The 17041-nt window shown below is 55.2% G+C and carries 15 protein-coding genes; 7 read left to right on the top strand and 8 right to left on the bottom strand.

The annotated features are described in order from the left end of the window. The first annotated feature begins 8 nt into the window (after window positions 1-8). From ACR0K4_RS18995 to ACR0K4_RS18980, 4 genes are read left to right on the top strand one after another with little or no spacing between them, the layout of a single operon-like run. Window positions 9-968, top strand: a complete 960-nt coding sequence (locus ACR0K4_RS18995; RefSeq protein ID WP_480855238.1) for a glycosyltransferase family 2 protein — start codon at window positions 9-11, stop codon at window positions 966-968. Further along, the gene (locus ACR0K4_RS18990; RefSeq protein WP_480855237.1) at window positions 965-2185 is read left to right on the top strand and encodes a GNAT family N-acetyltransferase; all 1221 of its coding nucleotides are present in this window, start codon (window positions 965-967) and stop codon (window positions 2183-2185) included. Before ACR0K4_RS18995 ends, ACR0K4_RS18990 begins: the two co-directional genes overlap by 4 nt. Window positions 2186-2192: 7 nt before the next feature. Beyond that, window positions 2193-3236 carry a lipid II:glycine glycyltransferase FemX gene (locus ACR0K4_RS18985; RefSeq protein ID WP_480855236.1) on the top strand — a complete coding sequence of 348 codons (1044 nt, stop codon included), beginning with the start codon at window positions 2193-2195 and terminating at the stop codon, window positions 3234-3236. Beyond that, window positions 3233-3913 carry a polysaccharide deacetylase family protein gene (locus ACR0K4_RS18980; RefSeq protein ID WP_480855235.1) on the top strand — a complete coding sequence of 227 codons (681 nt, stop codon included), beginning with the start codon at window positions 3233-3235 and terminating at the stop codon, window positions 3911-3913. Before ACR0K4_RS18985 ends, ACR0K4_RS18980 begins: the two co-directional genes overlap by 4 nt. A gap of 22 nt (window positions 3914-3935) precedes the next feature. On the opposite strand, the gene ACR0K4_RS18975 is transcribed toward ACR0K4_RS18980, so the two are convergent. Then, window positions 3936-5282: a hypothetical protein gene (locus ACR0K4_RS18975; protein ID WP_480855234.1), complete on the bottom strand. Its 1347-nt coding sequence runs from the start codon at window positions 5280-5282 to the stop codon at window positions 3936-3938. A gap of 339 nt (window positions 5283-5621) precedes the next feature. Between ACR0K4_RS18975 and ACR0K4_RS18970 the strand changes: the two genes are divergently transcribed. Beyond that, window positions 5622-6428, top strand: coding sequence for a capsular polysaccharide synthesis protein (locus ACR0K4_RS18970; RefSeq protein WP_480855232.1), 807 nt, complete (start codon window positions 5622-5624; stop codon window positions 6426-6428). Between the two features lie 22 nt (window positions 6429-6450). Here the strand turns inward: ACR0K4_RS18970 and ACR0K4_RS18965 are convergent, their stop codons facing one another. The 3 genes from ACR0K4_RS18965 to ACR0K4_RS18955 form a co-directional block, all read right to left on the bottom strand. Next, window positions 6451-7347: a hypothetical protein gene (locus ACR0K4_RS18965; RefSeq protein ID WP_480855231.1), complete on the bottom strand. Its 897-nt coding sequence runs from the start codon at window positions 7345-7347 to the stop codon at window positions 6451-6453. A gap of 28 nt (window positions 7348-7375) precedes the next feature. After that, window positions 7376-8167: a sulfotransferase family 2 domain-containing protein gene (locus ACR0K4_RS18960; protein ID WP_480855230.1), complete on the bottom strand. Its 792-nt coding sequence runs from the start codon at window positions 8165-8167 to the stop codon at window positions 7376-7378. 157 nt (window positions 8168-8324) lie between these two features. Beyond that, the gene (locus ACR0K4_RS18955; protein ID WP_480855229.1) at window positions 8325-10472 is read right to left on the bottom strand and encodes a right-handed parallel beta-helix repeat-containing protein; all 2148 of its coding nucleotides are present in this window, start codon (window positions 10470-10472) and stop codon (window positions 8325-8327) included. Window positions 10473-10928: 456 nt separating this feature from the next. Between ACR0K4_RS18955 and ACR0K4_RS18950 the strand changes: the two genes are divergently transcribed. Next, window positions 10929-12206, top strand: a complete 1278-nt coding sequence (locus ACR0K4_RS18950; protein WP_480855228.1) for a right-handed parallel beta-helix repeat-containing protein — start codon at window positions 10929-10931, stop codon at window positions 12204-12206. Between the two features lie 42 nt (window positions 12207-12248). Here ACR0K4_RS18950 and rfbA read toward each other — a convergent pair whose 3' ends face one another. The 4 genes from rfbA to rfbC are packed head-to-tail and all read right to left on the bottom strand — an operon-like array spanning window position 12249 to window position 15600. Next, window positions 12249-13118 (bottom strand): glucose-1-phosphate thymidylyltransferase RfbA, encoded by an 870-nt coding sequence (rfbA, locus tag ACR0K4_RS18945; protein WP_480855320.1) that lies wholly within the window; start codon window positions 13116-13118, stop codon window positions 12249-12251. A gap of 15 nt (window positions 13119-13133) precedes the next feature. Continuing rightward, window positions 13134-13997, bottom strand: a complete 864-nt coding sequence (rfbD, locus tag ACR0K4_RS18940; protein WP_480855227.1) for a dTDP-4-dehydrorhamnose reductase — start codon at window positions 13995-13997, stop codon at window positions 13134-13136. Beyond that, window positions 13994-15034, bottom strand: a complete 1041-nt coding sequence (gene rfbB / locus ACR0K4_RS18935) for a dTDP-glucose 4,6-dehydratase (protein ID WP_480855226.1) — start codon at window positions 15032-15034, stop codon at window positions 13994-13996. Before rfbB ends, rfbD begins: the two co-directional genes overlap by 4 nt. Continuing rightward, window positions 15034-15600, bottom strand: a complete 567-nt coding sequence (rfbC, locus tag ACR0K4_RS18930; protein WP_480855225.1) for a dTDP-4-dehydrorhamnose 3,5-epimerase — start codon at window positions 15598-15600, stop codon at window positions 15034-15036. Before rfbC ends, rfbB begins: the two co-directional genes overlap by 1 nt. A 296-nt stretch (window positions 15601-15896) precedes the next feature. Here rfbC and ACR0K4_RS18925 point away from each other — a divergent pair, with 296 nt between their 5' ends. Next, on the top strand, window positions 15897-16895 hold the full coding sequence (locus ACR0K4_RS18925; RefSeq protein WP_480855224.1) for a glycosyltransferase family 2 protein: 999 nt from the start codon (window positions 15897-15899) through the stop codon (window positions 16893-16895). Window positions 16896-17041: the final 146 nt, after the last annotated feature.

Here is a 17041-nt window from a genome sequence, read left to right as displayed (position 1 = left end):
AGAGTGTCATGATTTCATCACCAAACAGCACGCCCAGTGCCTGCGCTGTTTCAATCGTGATCGTAAACTGGAACACCCGAGATATTCTTCGGGATTGTCTGGCATCTATCGCTCGCGAAACAATGCTGCCGCATGAGGTCATTGTTGTCGATAATGCATCAAACGATGGCTCGGCCGAACTTGTGCGAACAGAATTCCCTCAGGTGCGGTTGATCGCCAATGAAAGCAATCGGGGGTTTGCGGCAGCCAACAATCAGGGGTTGGAAATCGCGCAGGGAGACACCCTGTTGTTGCTCAACCCAGACACCATCATTCTGGATGGCGCGATTGATACCATGGTCAACTGGCTGGCCGGGCATCCCAATGTGGGGTGTGTCGGTTGTCAGGTGCTAGAGGATGAACACACCATTCAGCGCACCTGCTTTGCAGATCCTGGGCCGGCCAACCTTGCACTGATCGAATTCGGCCTGCATCGCCTGTCACCGCAAAACCGGTTTCTCGGACATGCCGAATATGGGAACTGGGACCGCAATTCCGAACGCCCCGTCGATGTGGTATCGGGCATGTTCATGCTGGTGCCCCGCCCCGTATTCGAAACGGTCGGTCTGCTGGATGAGGCCTTCTTTGTCTATTCTGAAGAGGCCGACTGGTGTCGCCGCATTCGCGATGCCGGGTGGACTTGCGTATTTTCCCCCGCAGCACAAATCCTGCATCTGGATGGGGGCGGCAAAAGCACGGTCCAAATCCGATCGCGGATGTTTGTGCAGATGCAAAAGAGCAAAATGATCTATCTGCGGAAGCATTACGGCCTTTGGGGGGCGTTCTGTGGCCGGATCATCTTTGTCGGGTCATCTATATTGCGGTTCCTTATGTCTGCCACCGGTCGACATGACGAAGCTGCCGCTCGGCGTCGGCTTGCGCGCGCATCCCTGCGTTATCATCTGGTTAAACAGGAGCCGGCCGAGTGACCGAAGCGTCAAGCCAGCTGTCATTCCGGTGGGTCGATGGGGTGGCACCTCTGCAGGAGATGGCGAAAGAATGGACCGCGCTTGTCGATCAGGTGCACGCGGATATCTATGCCGACCCGGTCTGGGTGCTGACGTGGTGGTCTCATTTCGGGAAGGGCCGAACACTTCGCAGTTTGATCGTGCGTAACGCCAACGGGGATTTGGTCGCCCTGATCCCCTTCATGATCCATTCGATCTGGCTGGGGCCTGTCAGGACACGCGTTGCAAAACTGGCCGCTACAGATCCAAATACAGTGGTTTTTCAACTCGCAGCCGAAGAACAGGCCCTGACGTCCAGTCTGAGCGAGGCTCTATCCGATCTTCTCGGTCAAGGACATGCCGATCTGATCAGCTTTACCCCGGCGTCCGAGCGCGGGCATATTCTGAGCGCTGCACGAGAGGCGGTCGCCCACGACACCTCTTCTCACCCCGCATTGGTGTTGCGGGATACCGTAGCGGGCACACATACCGTCTTTGAACTTCCTGACAGTTTTGACAGCTATCTCAGTCAACTATCCAAGAAGCGTCGCAACCAATACCGGCGGGATCTGAAACGCCTGCAGAATGATCATGGGCTGACAACACAAGTGACCCATCCTGGCACAGCGCAATTCCAGGATTTCGTCAGGTTTCACAACCGGCAATGGCAAGAAGCCGGAAAAGGTGGTCATTTCACCGACTGGGCTGGCAGCGTGGCCTTTTACAGTGATCTTGCCAAAACGACCCTATCCACGGGCAAAACCTGGTTTGTCGAACAGCACGGGCACAATTCGCCTCTGGCCACCCAGTTCTGCCTGGTATCCGGCCGGGTCTGCCACTGGCGCCTGCCCGCCAGATCGACCGACCCCGAGCTTGAGCGTTTGAGTCTGGGCAAAATCGGCCTCATTCAGATGATCGAAAAACTAATCGAGGGCGGTATCACTCGGGTTGAAGCCGGGATCGGCGACTATGGCTACAAGCTGATTTATGGCGGGGAAGCGGTGCCCACCCACCGCCTGATCATCTCCCAGAAATCTGGCTTGGCCGCGTTTCGTCTCAAGCTGTGCCTGGGTTGGGCTCGTTTGCTGCATCTGGCCTACTATAGGCTCTGGTTTGGTCGGTTGGCTCCGCGTCTGAGGTCGATCCTTCCGCTGGGACATAAGTCTTTGTGGACCGCGTGGCTCAGGACAAGGATATAAACCCGTCATGACCACTGAGGCCCTGTCCCTTCGCATTCTATCTGCATCCGATTGGCCGACTTGCAGCGCCGCTTTTCGGGATCTGACCTATGAACAAAGCCTGACCTATGCACAGGCGGCCGCGCGGCGGATCGGGGCAGAACCGCAATTTGTCCAATTGGAAACCTTATCCGGAGACCCGATCGCCGCCGCGTGCCTGCGCATCAAACGCCTGCCCGGGCTTGGGCGCGGAATCGCATGGATCGCGTCAGGCCCGCTGGTTCAGCATCGGGATCATCCAGACCCTTCGCCCGAAACCCTTCAGACCGTGTTCGCGGCCTTGCGTGAGCATGCAACGACGACAGGGCATATTCTACGCCTGCGCTTTCCAGTGATCGCCCAACATGAGGTATCGTCCCTCGACGAACTGGCGGCCAGTCAGGGATTTACCTCAACAGAACGGGCCCCGTCTTACAGAACCGTTGTTATGGACTGCGATCAGGATGAAGACACACTGATGCGTGCGTTGCATGGTAAGTGGCGCAATCCGCTGCGAAATGCGCTCAAGGCCGGGATCGAGCTGGACATTGCGCCGATTGCTAAGGCCCATAGCCGGTTTCATACGCTGTATCAGGACGTGCAGACGGTCAAAGGGTTTCGTCCGGACATCCCCCCTGAATTCTACTACGACCTCGCCGGACCCGACTTTTGCCACGAGGTTCTGTTTGCACGGAAGGACGGTGCTGACATCGCGGGCATGACCATCGGACGGGTGGGCCTCAACGCCGTCTACCTGTTCGGCGCCACGGCTGAGGCTGGACGGCGGTTGAATGCCGGGCATTACCTGATGTGGCATTCCATTCTACGCTGCAAGGAACTGGGTATGAAATGGTACGATCTGGGTGGAATAGACCCTGAAACAAACCCAACCGTTACACGGTTCAAGCGCCGCACCGGCGGGACAGACTTGTGCGCGGCAGGCCCTTATGAATTCCAGCCCAAGGGGCTGATTTCACCTGTCATCCGAACTGCGGAAACACTGCATTCCCGTTTGAAAGGGCTGCGAAAATGACCGGCCTGACGAGCATCAACTTTCACGGCATCGGAGACCCCAAGCGCACACTTGAACCCGGTGAAGCGCCATATTGGCTGTCGCAAGAGCAATTCGAACACGTCCTTGACCAGATTGCCGCGAGACCTGACCCCGCGACTGTTCAAATCACCTTTGATGATGGCAACCTGTCCGATCATGATATTGCGTTGCCTGCGCTGATAAACCGGGGCCTTCGCGCGCGTTTCTTTGTTTTGACCGGGCGCCTTGGGCAGTCGGGTTCGCTGCACAAGGCACATCTGCATAACCTGCAGGACGCAGGCATGCAGATCGGCAGCCATGGGATCGACCATGTCAGTTGGCCTACACTGGACGACGCCGCGCTCAGACAGGAATTGGAAACGTCCCGTACACAGCTCGAAGAGATCTGCGACCGCTCTATAACCGAGGCCGGTATTCCATTCGGACGCTACGATGCACGGGTATTACGAGCCTTACGTGCATCAGGCTACACGACAGCTTGGTCAAGTGACGGCGGCCAGTGGTGGCAAGGTGCGTTCCTGCGCCCCCGCACCTCGCTGCGGGGCGACATGTCGTTGGCCGAAATGCAGGCCATTCTGTCGGGTCACATGCCTGCACTACGCCGTCTGCGTCGCGCTATTGGAATGACTCGGCGTCGCTGGACAGTGACAGGTTAAGCACCCCAACGAGTAGCCTCTGTCATTCGGCGGGCTTCGGGAGAGGCTCTTTGGGAAAACGAGTATATCGGATTGTCCGTCGCGCTGACGTTTCCTGCGCCTGTTCGCTCTCACCTTCTGATGTTTCCCGGGCATCAATCAACCACATTCCGCCGCCAAGAAGGAACATGAACAGGCAGTAGGTTGCATCCCACAAATGCACGGTGAATGCAGAGACGCTGAGGCTCAGGAACGAGATCAGAAATCCGGTCCGAACCCGCGCGTAAAGGCCGGTCAAAGGCGCACGGATAATTTGATAACTCGCAATGATGACGGCCAAACCAAGGAAAACCAAAGCCGGGATTCCGTATCTCAGAGCAATAAGAAGCCAGAAATTGTCAACGCTTGGCTTCATCCACTTGGGACGGGTCCACTCACCCAGGCCAATCCCAAAAATCGGGTTACGGAAAATATCGTCGATTGCGTGGTTGAAGATGTGAATTCGGTTCCAGGCCGACCCGGCCGAAAATGTAAGCTCGGTCGCAATGATCTGAAATGCATTCCGGTTCGATGCAAGTTCGAGGATGATATATATAATCCCGAATATGATGGCAAAAATCACCCATCGTTTTTTGACACTCTTCAGGATTTCGTCCCAGGCAATCAGGAAAGCCTGCAGCATGACCCCCATGAAGGCACCGGAAGACAAAGAGCTGAAAACAGCCACACCTACAACAATCGGGCGCTGAATTTGTTTGAAAAACGCACCTTCCGGACTGAGCACATACCAGGACAGGGCAAAGACAGGCGAACAGAAAACGCCAAGCAAAATCGGATGAGGCATGGAGGCCTGCGCCCGCTCCAACCCCAGTCTCGGTTCCTGGTTCACATCCGCATAAACCTGAAATACCCCCCCAAATATGTCCAGCAGGATCGGTTGCCCCGTGACATTTTCGTAAAGCGCAAATGGCACCAGCACCAGAACGATGGCAAAAAGCCACCACACCATTGTTCGGAATGTCGCATAGTCCCGGATCAGAACGCGCGCGAACAAATATGGCACGACTGTTTCCACAACCAGAATGCCCGCGAATTGCCAGCGTCCTATCCCGTGATTGGCAAACAGGGCCAGCGCCGCCCACATCGCTGCAAGCAGAACCAGAATGTCAGGTGATCGTACCGGACCTGCAGCCCCCTTGGCCCACTGAACAAACACTGGAATCGTAGCGGCCAGAAAATACAGACGATACGCACTCAACCTCAGGCCGATGAAAAAGAAAAAGAACGGCATGACAAAAGACAGGAGCAAAAGCGCGATTATGAACCCATGGCGAGACTTTTCAGCCGCACTGGCAGCGGTCTGATGACCTGACTGCATAACTAGAGACATGAACCGTGCCTTTCTGGAAAACACCTGACGGTGCGATACTATCAACAATGCCTAACGTGTACGCCAGGGAAGTATAATCTGCATCATATAAGGGTCCATCACCGTGGTAAGAAAAACAATATCCTGTGTTTAAGGTGACTGTTTCGCGGGCATGGTGGTGAATACACAGCAAAAAACAGATGCAGGCCAATCGTGATAGTTTGCTGGCGCTGCTTTGAAATGACCGTTAAAACACCGGCATGGGTGACGATAGGAGCGTAGGATTTGGCCGGGAACCCTTGGTTATTTTTATTTGTATCTTTGGTTAAGGGTAAACAGCTCCGCAGTTTTGCGCGCAGATTGACCCGCAAAGCCGGTAAGACACAGCCAGACGGATTCGACAGTGCCGTTCCCCGGGTCATCCCCAAAAACATCTGGATGTTTTGGGACAAGGGGATCGATGAAGCTCCTGAAATCGTGCAGATGTGCATTGCATCCTGGCAAGACAAAAACCCGGACTGGACCCTTCGCATTCTCGACAAGAACACAGTCGCCGAATTTGTCGATATGCCAGAGCTGTCGCCCGAAATGTCTATTCAGTCCTATTCCAACATTTTGCGATTCAAGCTTTTGAAAGAACACGGTGGCGTTTGGGCGGATGCGACTGCGTTTTGCGTCAAGCCATTGAATGATTGGTTGCCGATTGTAGGACAACGGGGGTTCTTTGCCTACTTCTGGACCCCCGAAACCCGATGGTTCACCTGGCCCGGCTATACGCGTGAGGTGGCAACGTGGTTTCTGGCGTCAGAGCCACAGAATGTCATAATGGCAGACTGGTACGAATACAGTGTCCAATATTGGGAAAACCGCGAGAAACCGCATCTGTATTTCTGGTGCCAGACCTTGTTTGAGTTGCTGATTTACATGCGTCGCCCGTTCCGGCGCGCTTTGCGTGAAGTTCCCAAACTCGGATGTGTCGGACCGCACTTGGTTCATGAATGCCTGTTGCGACAACGCGACCATGCCCGGGTTGCGCGCATCCTGGACGATGGTGCAGCACCCGTACAAAAACTGCGTTGGCAATGGAACGCGCAGCATCTTGAAATTGCAAAGAAACTGCTGCGCGTCTCGGAAACCGAAGTTCCCAAACGACCCAAGGTCAGCTGACCCACAGCCTGTTTTTGCCACTTTACTCCATCCGGATCAGCATACCGGGATAGTCCCGGTCGATCTTTCGCAGATCCTGTTCGTATTTCTGCTGCAATGCGTTGGCTGTTTCACTTTTGTAGGGATGAAATGGAGTACCAGCGGGCGCATCCGGCCCACCGTCATAAAAGATCCGCTTCACCCGTTCCCGACGTTCCTCGATTGATAAGCCGCGGTCCAATACCTCGGCCTGTTGGATCGCCTCTTGTGATGGAGAGGTGGTTCTTGTCGGCGGCGGAAGCTCTGGAAATACGCCCACATCCCTACCCGCGAAAATTGTCAAAATTTTCTGCCAGTGCGCCCTGTAATCTTCGTGCCGCCAGACCCGCAGCGTCGCACCTGGAAAGGCAGCGATCAGACGCTCGATCAGATCTGGCCAACTGGGTGGCGCCTTCAGAACATCTGCACTGATACGGGACTGCCAGTCCGAGTCTGGCGCAAAGGATTTCAACATTTGGGCATAGGCAGAGGGCAACAGTCTGTCATAGGAACGCACCCCCAGAAACAACGCAACAGGGGCCGTTCTCTGCATCTCACTGACTATATGTGCACCACGAAAGGACGGATAGAGGGTCGGTGACAACAACCCGTCGGAATATCCCAGCAAATCCTCGTCCGAGATCAGAACCGTTTGCCCTCCATCACGCAATGCACGGGTCTGACGCATGAACTGTCTGGCCAATGGCTTTGACCAGAGTTTTCGCCGCCAGTGATCCGGATTTGAATAACGGCGCTGAAGCGGGCCAAAACTTTCGCGGGGAATATAGTCCACCCCCGATTGCGCCATCTGCCCTCGATGCGCGAGCAGCGTATCCTGAACATGGGTTGTGGCAGTCTTGTGCGCACCCAGATGTATGCGCCATTCTTTTATCGATTGCACCTGACCGCTCCGTTCCTTGCCTGTCGGATCACGCAGCAATACCTGCCAAGACATCCTGATGCAGGGCAATATCTTCGGCATAGTAATCGCGAACAAACTCCCCGATAGCGGGTTCATTCAAAACAGGGTGTGGCTGTGCCCCTCCCGATTTCATCAGAACGCGCCGAGCGGATACGCGCAAGGCTTCGTGCACAGGGCTGGGCAGAACTCGTCGGGCCAGCGCGCTGCCCCCATACATAACCCGTTTCAGCTGTGGATGGCGAAACACGGTGGTTTTGTTGGCATGCCCTATTTCCAGCGAGGCCAGGCCGATCTGCCGGGTCAGAGCTTCAACAAAAAGGTCAAGATGCTCGACCGGGTAAAGATTGCGTACCAACCGTTCGCCATCAATCCGGACAAAATCCGACTGCCGGGAAAAATGGACATATTCCGGGGAAATCACCGCAGGGCCAGAGCGGAGATAAGCCATGACTCTCCGGGTCTCGGTACGGATTTCATCATCGCCGAGCTGCGCAAACTCTTTGCCCAAATACATCTTGGCCCGCTGCGACATGGCGGATTGAAACCGTTGATAGGGGTCGCGCAACAATGCGTAGCTTTCGTATTCCGCCAGCTTGCTGAATGCTTCGGGATCAAGATCGCGCAACAACCGCAACGGAAGGTGGCGATAGTCTATTTCACCCAGTTCAGGATGATGCTCGACCAGCTTCAGAAACCGACTGTCCGCATCGTGGAAAGACAAGACTGCATTACGAACCGAAGTTCCCGCACATTTCGGCACGTGGATGAACACAAAGCGATGGCGGTCGGACAAAATCATAACGCGCAACTCTCAACACTACCGGCCTGAAACAGCCGCAATTCTCTGGGGCAAAAACAACCCGCCCTGAAATACGGTTGGCCAGGTGCGATTTTGCACCCAGCCAACACAATTTTTCAACTATGTATGCATCGACTTTTCACCGATGCACACCCTGTCACGCAATCGCAAAATCGTCCTGTGGAAGCATTGTGTCTACAAAGACGACCTCATCATCGATTGCAAACGCGCTGACTTCGCCGTCGATATACCGATTTCTGGCAAAGCCGAGATCCCAACCCCATTCCTTGCCGCCATGCGCATCGACAAAATCGAAATCGGTGTTGGTTTCGTCAAGCACCACATCTCCATCGACAAGGACCTGCAAACGATCCGCGTTCTGGTCCACCATAAAGGTGATCGTATGGGTTTCGGTGTCATTCAGACCCAGGTCTTTTACGTAAAACCCTTTGGTGAACTTACCGTCATTGTTTGCGGCATGTGCGATCAGCCCGTCGCCGGTCAGAGTCAGACCCACGTGACCCTTGTTCCAGACCAGACGCTGCGCGCTGCCATCTGCTTCGGCTCGTGTGAATTCAACAGTGAAGGCAATCTGCTCGGAATCCTCGAACTCGGTGAGGCGGCCAAATTTCACAAGGTCCTTGTTTCCATCGAACTGAATCACCGGACCCGAGGCGGTGTCTACAACCGTCGCATCACCGACAAGCTTTGCCTGACCATTGGTAGACAAGTTCGCGATATCCAGAACAAAATCGTCGAATACCATCTGGCTGGTTGGGGCAGTAGGTGATGTAGAGCCGGATGTACCACCAGTGTCTGTGCCGGACGTACCACCGGTGTCTGTGCCGGACGTACCACCAGTGTCTGTGCCGGACGTACCACCAGTGTCTGTGCCGGACGTACCACCAGTATCTGTGCCGGACGTACCACCAGTATCTGTGCCGGACGTACCACCGGTGTCTGTACCGGACGTATCACCAGTGTCTGTGCCGGATGTGCCCCCGGTGTCTGTTCCTGATGTACCACCAGTGTCTGTGCCGGACGTCCCCGTACTGGATGTACCGCTTGACGGCGATGTGCTTGTTCCCGTTCCGCCAGTCACTGGTGTGGTCGCGGTTCCGACCCAGGAGTCATACGAGAACGGATACCCATCAACCAGATCAGAGCCCGCGCCCAGAACATCTACTGTGCTGCCTGGAACAACACCGAACTGGTTGTATCCGTCGGTTGCAGTTGTCGCATGATAGACAAACTGGGTGTCATAATATCCGGCAGCATTCGGATCCGTATTCTGAACAAAGGCATTGTCCAGAACCGTCCAATCAGACTGTCCTTGATGACCTGCAATCCCGGATGTCACATTCTGATCGATGATCACGTTCGTCGAAGAAGATCCGACGGTGATTTTGGGAATGGTAACGCCGCCTGTCACCGAGCGCGGAACCGCGATCAATGTATTGTTCGAAATCGTCAGGCCGTCGGTCATGTGAAGCGCAATGCCGTTCGTGTGGGCATTGTAGATAATGTTCCCTTCGATCACGATATCCTGGTGCCAGTCGGTCGGATCCGAATAATTGGCGTTGTCACCGCCAGCCCAGATACCCTGCGTGTAGTCACCCGCACCCATATCCAGAACGTTGTTCCGGATGATGATGTCGCTGCTGCCATCCCCGCTGGAGCGCTTGATCTGAATCATGTCGCGGTGATCATGGGACCCCGCAGCACCGCCAAAATCGTGGATGTAGTTGTTCTCGATCAGAACACCATCGACCCGGCCCAGGTTGATACCGTCCGAGCGGATTGTGTGGATGTTGTTACCGATCAGATCAACATCCGACGAAGTGCCGACGTTTACGGCTTTCCACCACGAATGGAATTCGGAATTGGCGATCGTGACATTTGCCGAACCTTCGACCACAAGCCCCTTGCCGAAGCCTGTCCCATCAGCCGAGGTTCCGGTTCCGCTTGCGAAATCCCCATCGAAGACCGAATTGACGATGTTTATGTTGGTGCTGTTATCAATCCGGAACTTGCTGGCGGATTCACGCTGTCCACTGACATATGTGTAATCGAACAGGATTGTGTCGAACGTGATGTTCGAAGCCTGGTTGACATAAACTTCCGAAAAGCTTGCCATCGCGCTCGGATCTGCAGATTTGATCGTCACGTTAGATGCGTAAAGGGCGTTTTTGAGATTCAACGTCCCATAATCCCCCGCCGCAAGCAGTATCGTTTCCCCACCTTGTGCCTGAGACAGAGCCTGGTTCAGCTCCGCCGCCGAGGTTACCGTGATTGTCGTCGACATCTTTCACCTTTGTTGCATAGGCGCTGTGAGTGGCAGCGCACAAGAATCCCGCTCACCCAGGACAGAAGGAACAGCCGCACAGAGGCGACAGAGGGGCCAGAATATGGCTATGTTTGGAAATTGTTGCCTGTATCGGGACAATAACGTCCCTTTGCCTTCATTTCCGAGCGAACTAGATACTCGTTACCGGGAATTGTTCCTCTTCCCTTAGCGGTAACTCAGGGTTTGGAGCATTGATTCCCCCGCTGCAACAATAGACACAAAATTGCCACTATTCAGGCATGTGCCCGCGTATCCCCGACAAGTATCGGCGATGAATTGCCCGGTTCCCTTGCGTCACGCAGCACGATCGTCAGGCTAAAGCGGCCAATACGCCCCACAATAAGGCTGTGTGGACATGTCTCATACATACCCGTAGCCTGCCTTTGTAGCGGATGTGACAAGGATGGATTTGTCATGCAGAACAGATACGGCTTGATCGGAATGCTGGCATGCGCCTGCGTCGTACTGCTGGCTTTTTCATCGCCATCATACGCCGCCCGCGCATGTAACGGCACCAAGGTTACAACAAACGTGTCCAGCACGGAAAAAGGCCAGGTTATCCGCAATGCCTCCGAACTCTCTACAGCTTTGAAAAACGCCGGCGGCGGAGAGGTGTTCACCCTTGAGGGCGGGAATTACGGCGCACTTAAGATTACAAAAAACTTCAGGAAACCCGTCACGATCCGCTCAGCCGCCCCCGGATCACCGGCGTGTTTCACGGAGTTACGCCTGCAGGGTGCAGGGAACGTCAAACTGGACGGGTTGTTTTTTGACTACGAGTATTCTTCGGGGGACAAGGACTCGACCAGCCGCTTCACCATCTATTCCAGCCGGGATGTGACCATCTCGAACTCCTTGTTCGATGGGGGCTATAGGTCGGGGGTAGGGCATGGCCGCGGACTGCGCCTCAAGGACAATGTGTCGATCACGCTCTCGGGGAACACGTTCCGCAAATGGTGGAAGGGACTTACTGGCGGGCATAGCAACGACATCACGATCCGGGGGAACACCTTCTACGACATACGCTCGGACGGTATGGCAATGGGGGCAGTCGATGGGTTGGTCATCGAAGGCAACCATCTGCATAATTTCCGCGGTGCGCGTGGCGGCAAGGATCACCGAGACATGTTGCAGATCATGCGGGCTTCCAACCGGCGCAGCACGAATATCGTAATCCGCAATAATATCTTTGATATGGGGGCCGGAGACTACGCCCAGACGATCTGGATGGGAGGGGATGGGAAGAATTTGGGCGATCCATTGGTTCGGCACCAGAATGTACTGGTCGAAAACAATGTGATCTATAACGCCCATGCGCATGGTATTTCGATCCATGGGGCCGACAACCTGTCGATCAGACAGAACTCCGTCATCCGTGTCAGACGGGAAAAGGATGGCGGCGTGACCATTCCGCGGATCAGTGTTTCTCCGGATTCAACCTCTGTCGTCATCGAAAAAAACGCTGTCAACAAAATCAGCGGATACAAGAACCAGCGCGATTGGGTCATCCTCAATAATGCTGCCATTCAGGATGTCTCACGGGGGGCGCCCGGGTTTTATGACAGTGAATTCATCTATTATGCAACCGGGCCAGCCAATGGCCGTCACGAATATGGCGTGCGTCCGGGCAGTCAGATCGACCGGCTTAATGCAGGATCCACACTTGTGAAAAGTTATCCGACCCGTCAATAGCCCGCCAATTGCATCAGGCCAGATGGTCAATACATCTCGGCATCAACTCAGCAACAGCCTCAGATATTCGCCATAGGTGGATTTGGCGAACAACCGCGCACGTTCTTCAAGGGCTTCGTTGTCGATCCAGCCATTGACCCATGCGATTTCGTCGAGGCTGCCAGTCTGCATGCCCTGCCGGTCCGTGAGTGTGCGCACGAAATTCCCCGCATCCAGCAAAGAGCCATGTGTGCCGGTGTCCAGCCAGGCAAATCCACGCCCCATGGTCTGCACGTCCAGCAGGCCTTCGTGCAGATACATTTCCAGCAGCGACGTGATCTCGAGCTCGCCACGGCCCGACGGTTTGACCTCGCGCGCACGGGCCGGGGCATCGCCATCAAGGAAGTAAAGCCCGGTGACCGCGTAGTTCGAGGGCGGAACCTTCGGTTTTTCGATGATCGCGCGCGCCTTTTTGCCTTCGAAATCCACCACGCCATAGCGCTCCGGGTCGGCAACCCGATAGGCAAAAACCGTACCGCCGCGCTTTAGCCGGTCGGCTTCCAGCAGCAGGTCCGGCAGGCCATGCCCGAAAAAGATATTATCCCCCAGGATCATCGCAGACGGCGCCCCAGCCAGGAAATCTTCGGCCAGCGTATAGGCTTGTGCCAGACCGTCAGGAGACGGCTGTGTGATCCAGGTCAGGGACAATCCATATTGACTGCCATCGCCCAACAGACGCTGGAACTGGTCCTGATCCTGAGGCGTGGTGATAATCGCAATCTCGCGGATCTGCGACAGCATCAGAACGCTCAGGGGGTAGAAAATCATCGGCTTGTCATAGATCGGCAGCAATTGCTTCGAGACCGCCATGGTGATCGGATAAAGCCGGGTTCCGGACCCGCCGGCAAGAATGATGCCTTTGCGCTGCATGATCTGTCCTCTCAAGGTTCAGCCGTTGGCTGATTTCAACTCGCTCAATATGTCCGTCAGACCAGCTTTCCAGTCGGGTTGCGGGATACCGAAAACATCGGTCAGGCGCGAACAGTTCAGGCGTGAGTTCAGGGGTCGGGGGGCCGGGGTCGGGTAATCCGTGGTTGGAATATCTTCGACCTGCACGGCCATACCCGATTGCAAGACGATCTCGCGCGCGAAATCGGCCCAACTGGTGTTGGGGGCGCCGGAATAATGGAATATCCCGCCTTCGGTTTCTGACCCGGTCTTGGCCATCATAAGCAACGTATCAGCGATGTCGGCCGCGGGCGTTGGTCCACCGATCTGGTCTGCCACGATGCTCAGCCTGTCACGGGTTTCAGCCAGTCGAAGGATGGTTTTTGCGAAGTTCCTTCCATGGGCCGAAAACACCCAGCTTGTCCGCAAAATGGCGTGCCAGCCCCCGGCCTGCGCGATCTGACGCTCGCCTTCCAGCTTGGTTTGACCATACGCGCCCAGCGGGCCGGTGGGATCTTCGACAGTCCAGGGGGTCGTGCCGGACCCGTCAAAAACATAATCTGTCGAGATATGCAGGAAGGGCAGCCCCCGTTCCGCCGCTGCCTGTGCCATAACCCCGGGCGCATCCCCGTTGATCCGCTGCGCCAGCTCTCTCTCTTCTTCGGCCTGATCAACCGCGGTATAGGCTGCAGCGTTTATGACCACCCCGGCGTCCGTTTGACGGATCGCTTCCGCGCATTGGGAGGGATCGGCTAGATCGGCCTTTGATCGGTCCAGCGCCTCAACCGTGGCGTCATGTATCTGCGCACGGCGGCGCAGTTCGGTTGCAACCTGACCAGAATGACCAAATACCAGAACCTTCATTTGGCCATTCCCAGACGCTCACCTACACCGCTGCGTGCCTGCAGGGCGCTCAGCCATGCGCCATTATCCAGATACCATTGAACTGTCTGTTCTAACCCGGTTTCAGGCGTGTAAGAGGGTCGCCAGTTCAGCTCTGTGCGGATCCGGGTCGGATCAATGGCATAGCGTCGGTCATGGCCGGGCCGGTCAGTGACAAAGGTGATCAGATCGGCATAGGGCACACCGCCCGGTTTCAGGCGATCCAGGATTGCGCAAAGCATTTTGACCAGATCAAGATTGGTCATTTCATTCTCACCGCCGACATTGTAGCTGCGACCCAACACGCCCTTTTCAAGGACCAATAGCAGCGCTTCGGCGTGGTCCTCGACATGCAGCCAGTCACGTATATTGTCCCCTGCCCCATAGATCGGGATGGGCTTGCCCGACAACGCGTTGAGGATGACCACCGGGATCAGTTTTTCCGGGAACTGGTATGGGCCGTAATTGTTCGAACAATTGGTCAGAAGCACAGGCAGGCCATAGGTTTCCCGCCAGGCACGCACAAGATGATCTGATCCCGCTTTCGAGGCTGAATAGGGTGAGTTGGGCTGATACGGACTGTCTTCAGTGAAAAACCCGGTTGCGCCCAAAGAGCCAAAGACCTCATCCGTGGAAATATGATGAAAGCGGAAATGTTGTGGACGGCCCGCTTCCATCCAATAGGCGCGGGCAGCTTCCAGCAGCACATAAGTCCCGGTCACATTTGTATCGATAAAAGCCGCAGGCCCGTCAATTGAGCGGTCAACATGGCTTTCAGCGGCCAGGTGCATGATCGCATCCGGTTGATGCCTGCGCAGGATTTCCGCCATGGCAGCCGCATCCCGGATATCGGCATGCTCGAAGGCATAGCCCGGTGCGTCAGCAACCGAGGCAACATTCTCCAGACAGGCCGCGTAGGTCAGAGCATCAACATTGACGACCGAATGCCCATCTGCGATCGCACGGCGGATGACGGCAGACCCGATAAACCCCGCCCCACCCGTAACCAAAATCTTCATTACACGACCTCAAGCTCGAAAGGAGTTTCGATGTCGCGCAGAAGTGGCGCGGCCTGGTCTTTTTCAGAAAGCTGAGGGGTCGCCCTGCTCACCGGCCAATTAATTCCGATATCAGGATCATCCCAGCGAATAGCGCCTTCTGTTTCCGGCGCGTAGGTATCAGAGCATTTATAGACGATCTCGGTCTCTGGCTCCAAAGTCATAAATCCGTGCGCAAACCCCGCAGGGATCAGCAACATCCGCCCATTCTCAAAGCTGAGCTCTTCTCCGACCCATTGCCCAAAGGTGGGCGAGCCCTTGCGAATATCGACCGCAACATCGAAAAGCCTGCCCCGACCGCAGCGTACCAGTTTGGTCTGCGCTTTTGGGGGGGCCTGGAAATGCAGACCACGTATTGTATTCACTGCGCTGGAAAGTGAATGATTATCCTGAACAAATTCCGTTACTACGCCTTTCGCAGCAAAGCTGTCGGCATTGTAGGTCTCCTCAAAAAACCCACGATGATCGCCAAAACGTTTCGGGGTAATCAACTTAACTTCCGGGATGGAAAGCGTCACTAGTTCCATAATCAAAAACGTCTCATTCTATTACACGGCTATACCAATTCACATTGCCCGCCCGTATCGGGTTTACGCAGCCGATCTTGTTGCCTGCTTTCATAATTCACAAGCTTCCTGTTGGGATACAACCAAACCTTCCACCCCCGGAGCTTCTGCCAAAAGAGCCGGGCGAAGTGATCACAAACAGACACGGATACCCAAAAAAACCGCACCAGGGCGCGGAACTCTTTGAGGCTCACACCAAACCGTGATCAATTACAACCAATTCCACGGAAAAAGACATTCTCATGGTGCCGTCAAACATGAACATATCCACGTCGCGGTCTCGGGCAGGTCATGCGGATTGCACGGCCCCGACGCTCAGCATCGTTGTGCCGATGTTCAATGAAGAAGACGTCCTGCCAATCTTGTTTGACCGGTTGGGTCAGTTTTTGGAAAACCTGGGGGAAAGTTACGAGATCATCTGCGTGAATGATGGCAGCACAGACGGCACGGCCAGGATTTTGGCCGATATGCATGCTGGCGACAATCGCATCAAGGTGGTGAATTTTTCTCGCAATTTCGGCAAAGAGATCGCGTTGACCGCCGGGCTTGACGTGGCATCAGGCCAGGCTGTTGTTCCAATAGACGCAGACCTGCAGGACCCACCCGAGTTAATCGAGACCTTTCTTGAGAAATGGCGCGAGGGATATGACGTCGTCTATGCCGTAAGGCACCGCCGGGATACCGATACTGCAATAAAGCGTTGGTCGGCCATCAAGTTCTATCAGGTCATCAACAGACTCTCGGGTGTTCCGATCCCGGCCAATACGGGTGACTTTCGGCTGATGGACCAGCGTGTGGTTCGCTCCATATCCCGGTTGCGAGAACATAACCGCTTTATGAAGGGGCTTTTTGCCTGGGTCGGATTTCGACATGCCGAGGTGTTTTATGACCGCCCCGAACGCGCCGCTGGGCAGACCAAGTTCAACTACTGGCGTCTTTGGAATTTCGCGCTGGATGGCATCACCGGTTTCAGCACCGTACCGCTGAGAATTGCGGGCTATATCGGGATGCTGACCGCGTTGGCGGCAATTATCTATGGCTTATTCCTGACCATGCGCACGCTGATCCATGGGGTGGATGTGCCGGGTTATGCCTCGTTGATGGTTGCCGTACTGCTGATCGGTGGTCTGCAGCTTGTGGTTCTCGGCGTGATCGGAGAATATCTGGGGCGGCTCTTTGACGAGGCCCGCAAACGTCCGCTGTATATTGTCGAAAGCAGCCTTGGCCTGAGCGCAGGAGACGATGGGTCAACATGATCTATTGGCGAGCAGATTGCACGCACCATTGCGAAACAGCACAGCCTAAACAGGCGGACACAAGCCATTCATCGCGATCAGTGAATCCAAGGCAAAGCTGCACAGCGGTGATAAATTTTACCGCCTCCAGACTTGTGGAAATCACG

The sequence above is a fragment of the Ruegeria sp. K11 genome, from assembly GCF_056531905.1.
Note: the sequence above shows the minus strand (reverse complement) of the source record. Positions and strands in the feature narration are given on the sequence as shown.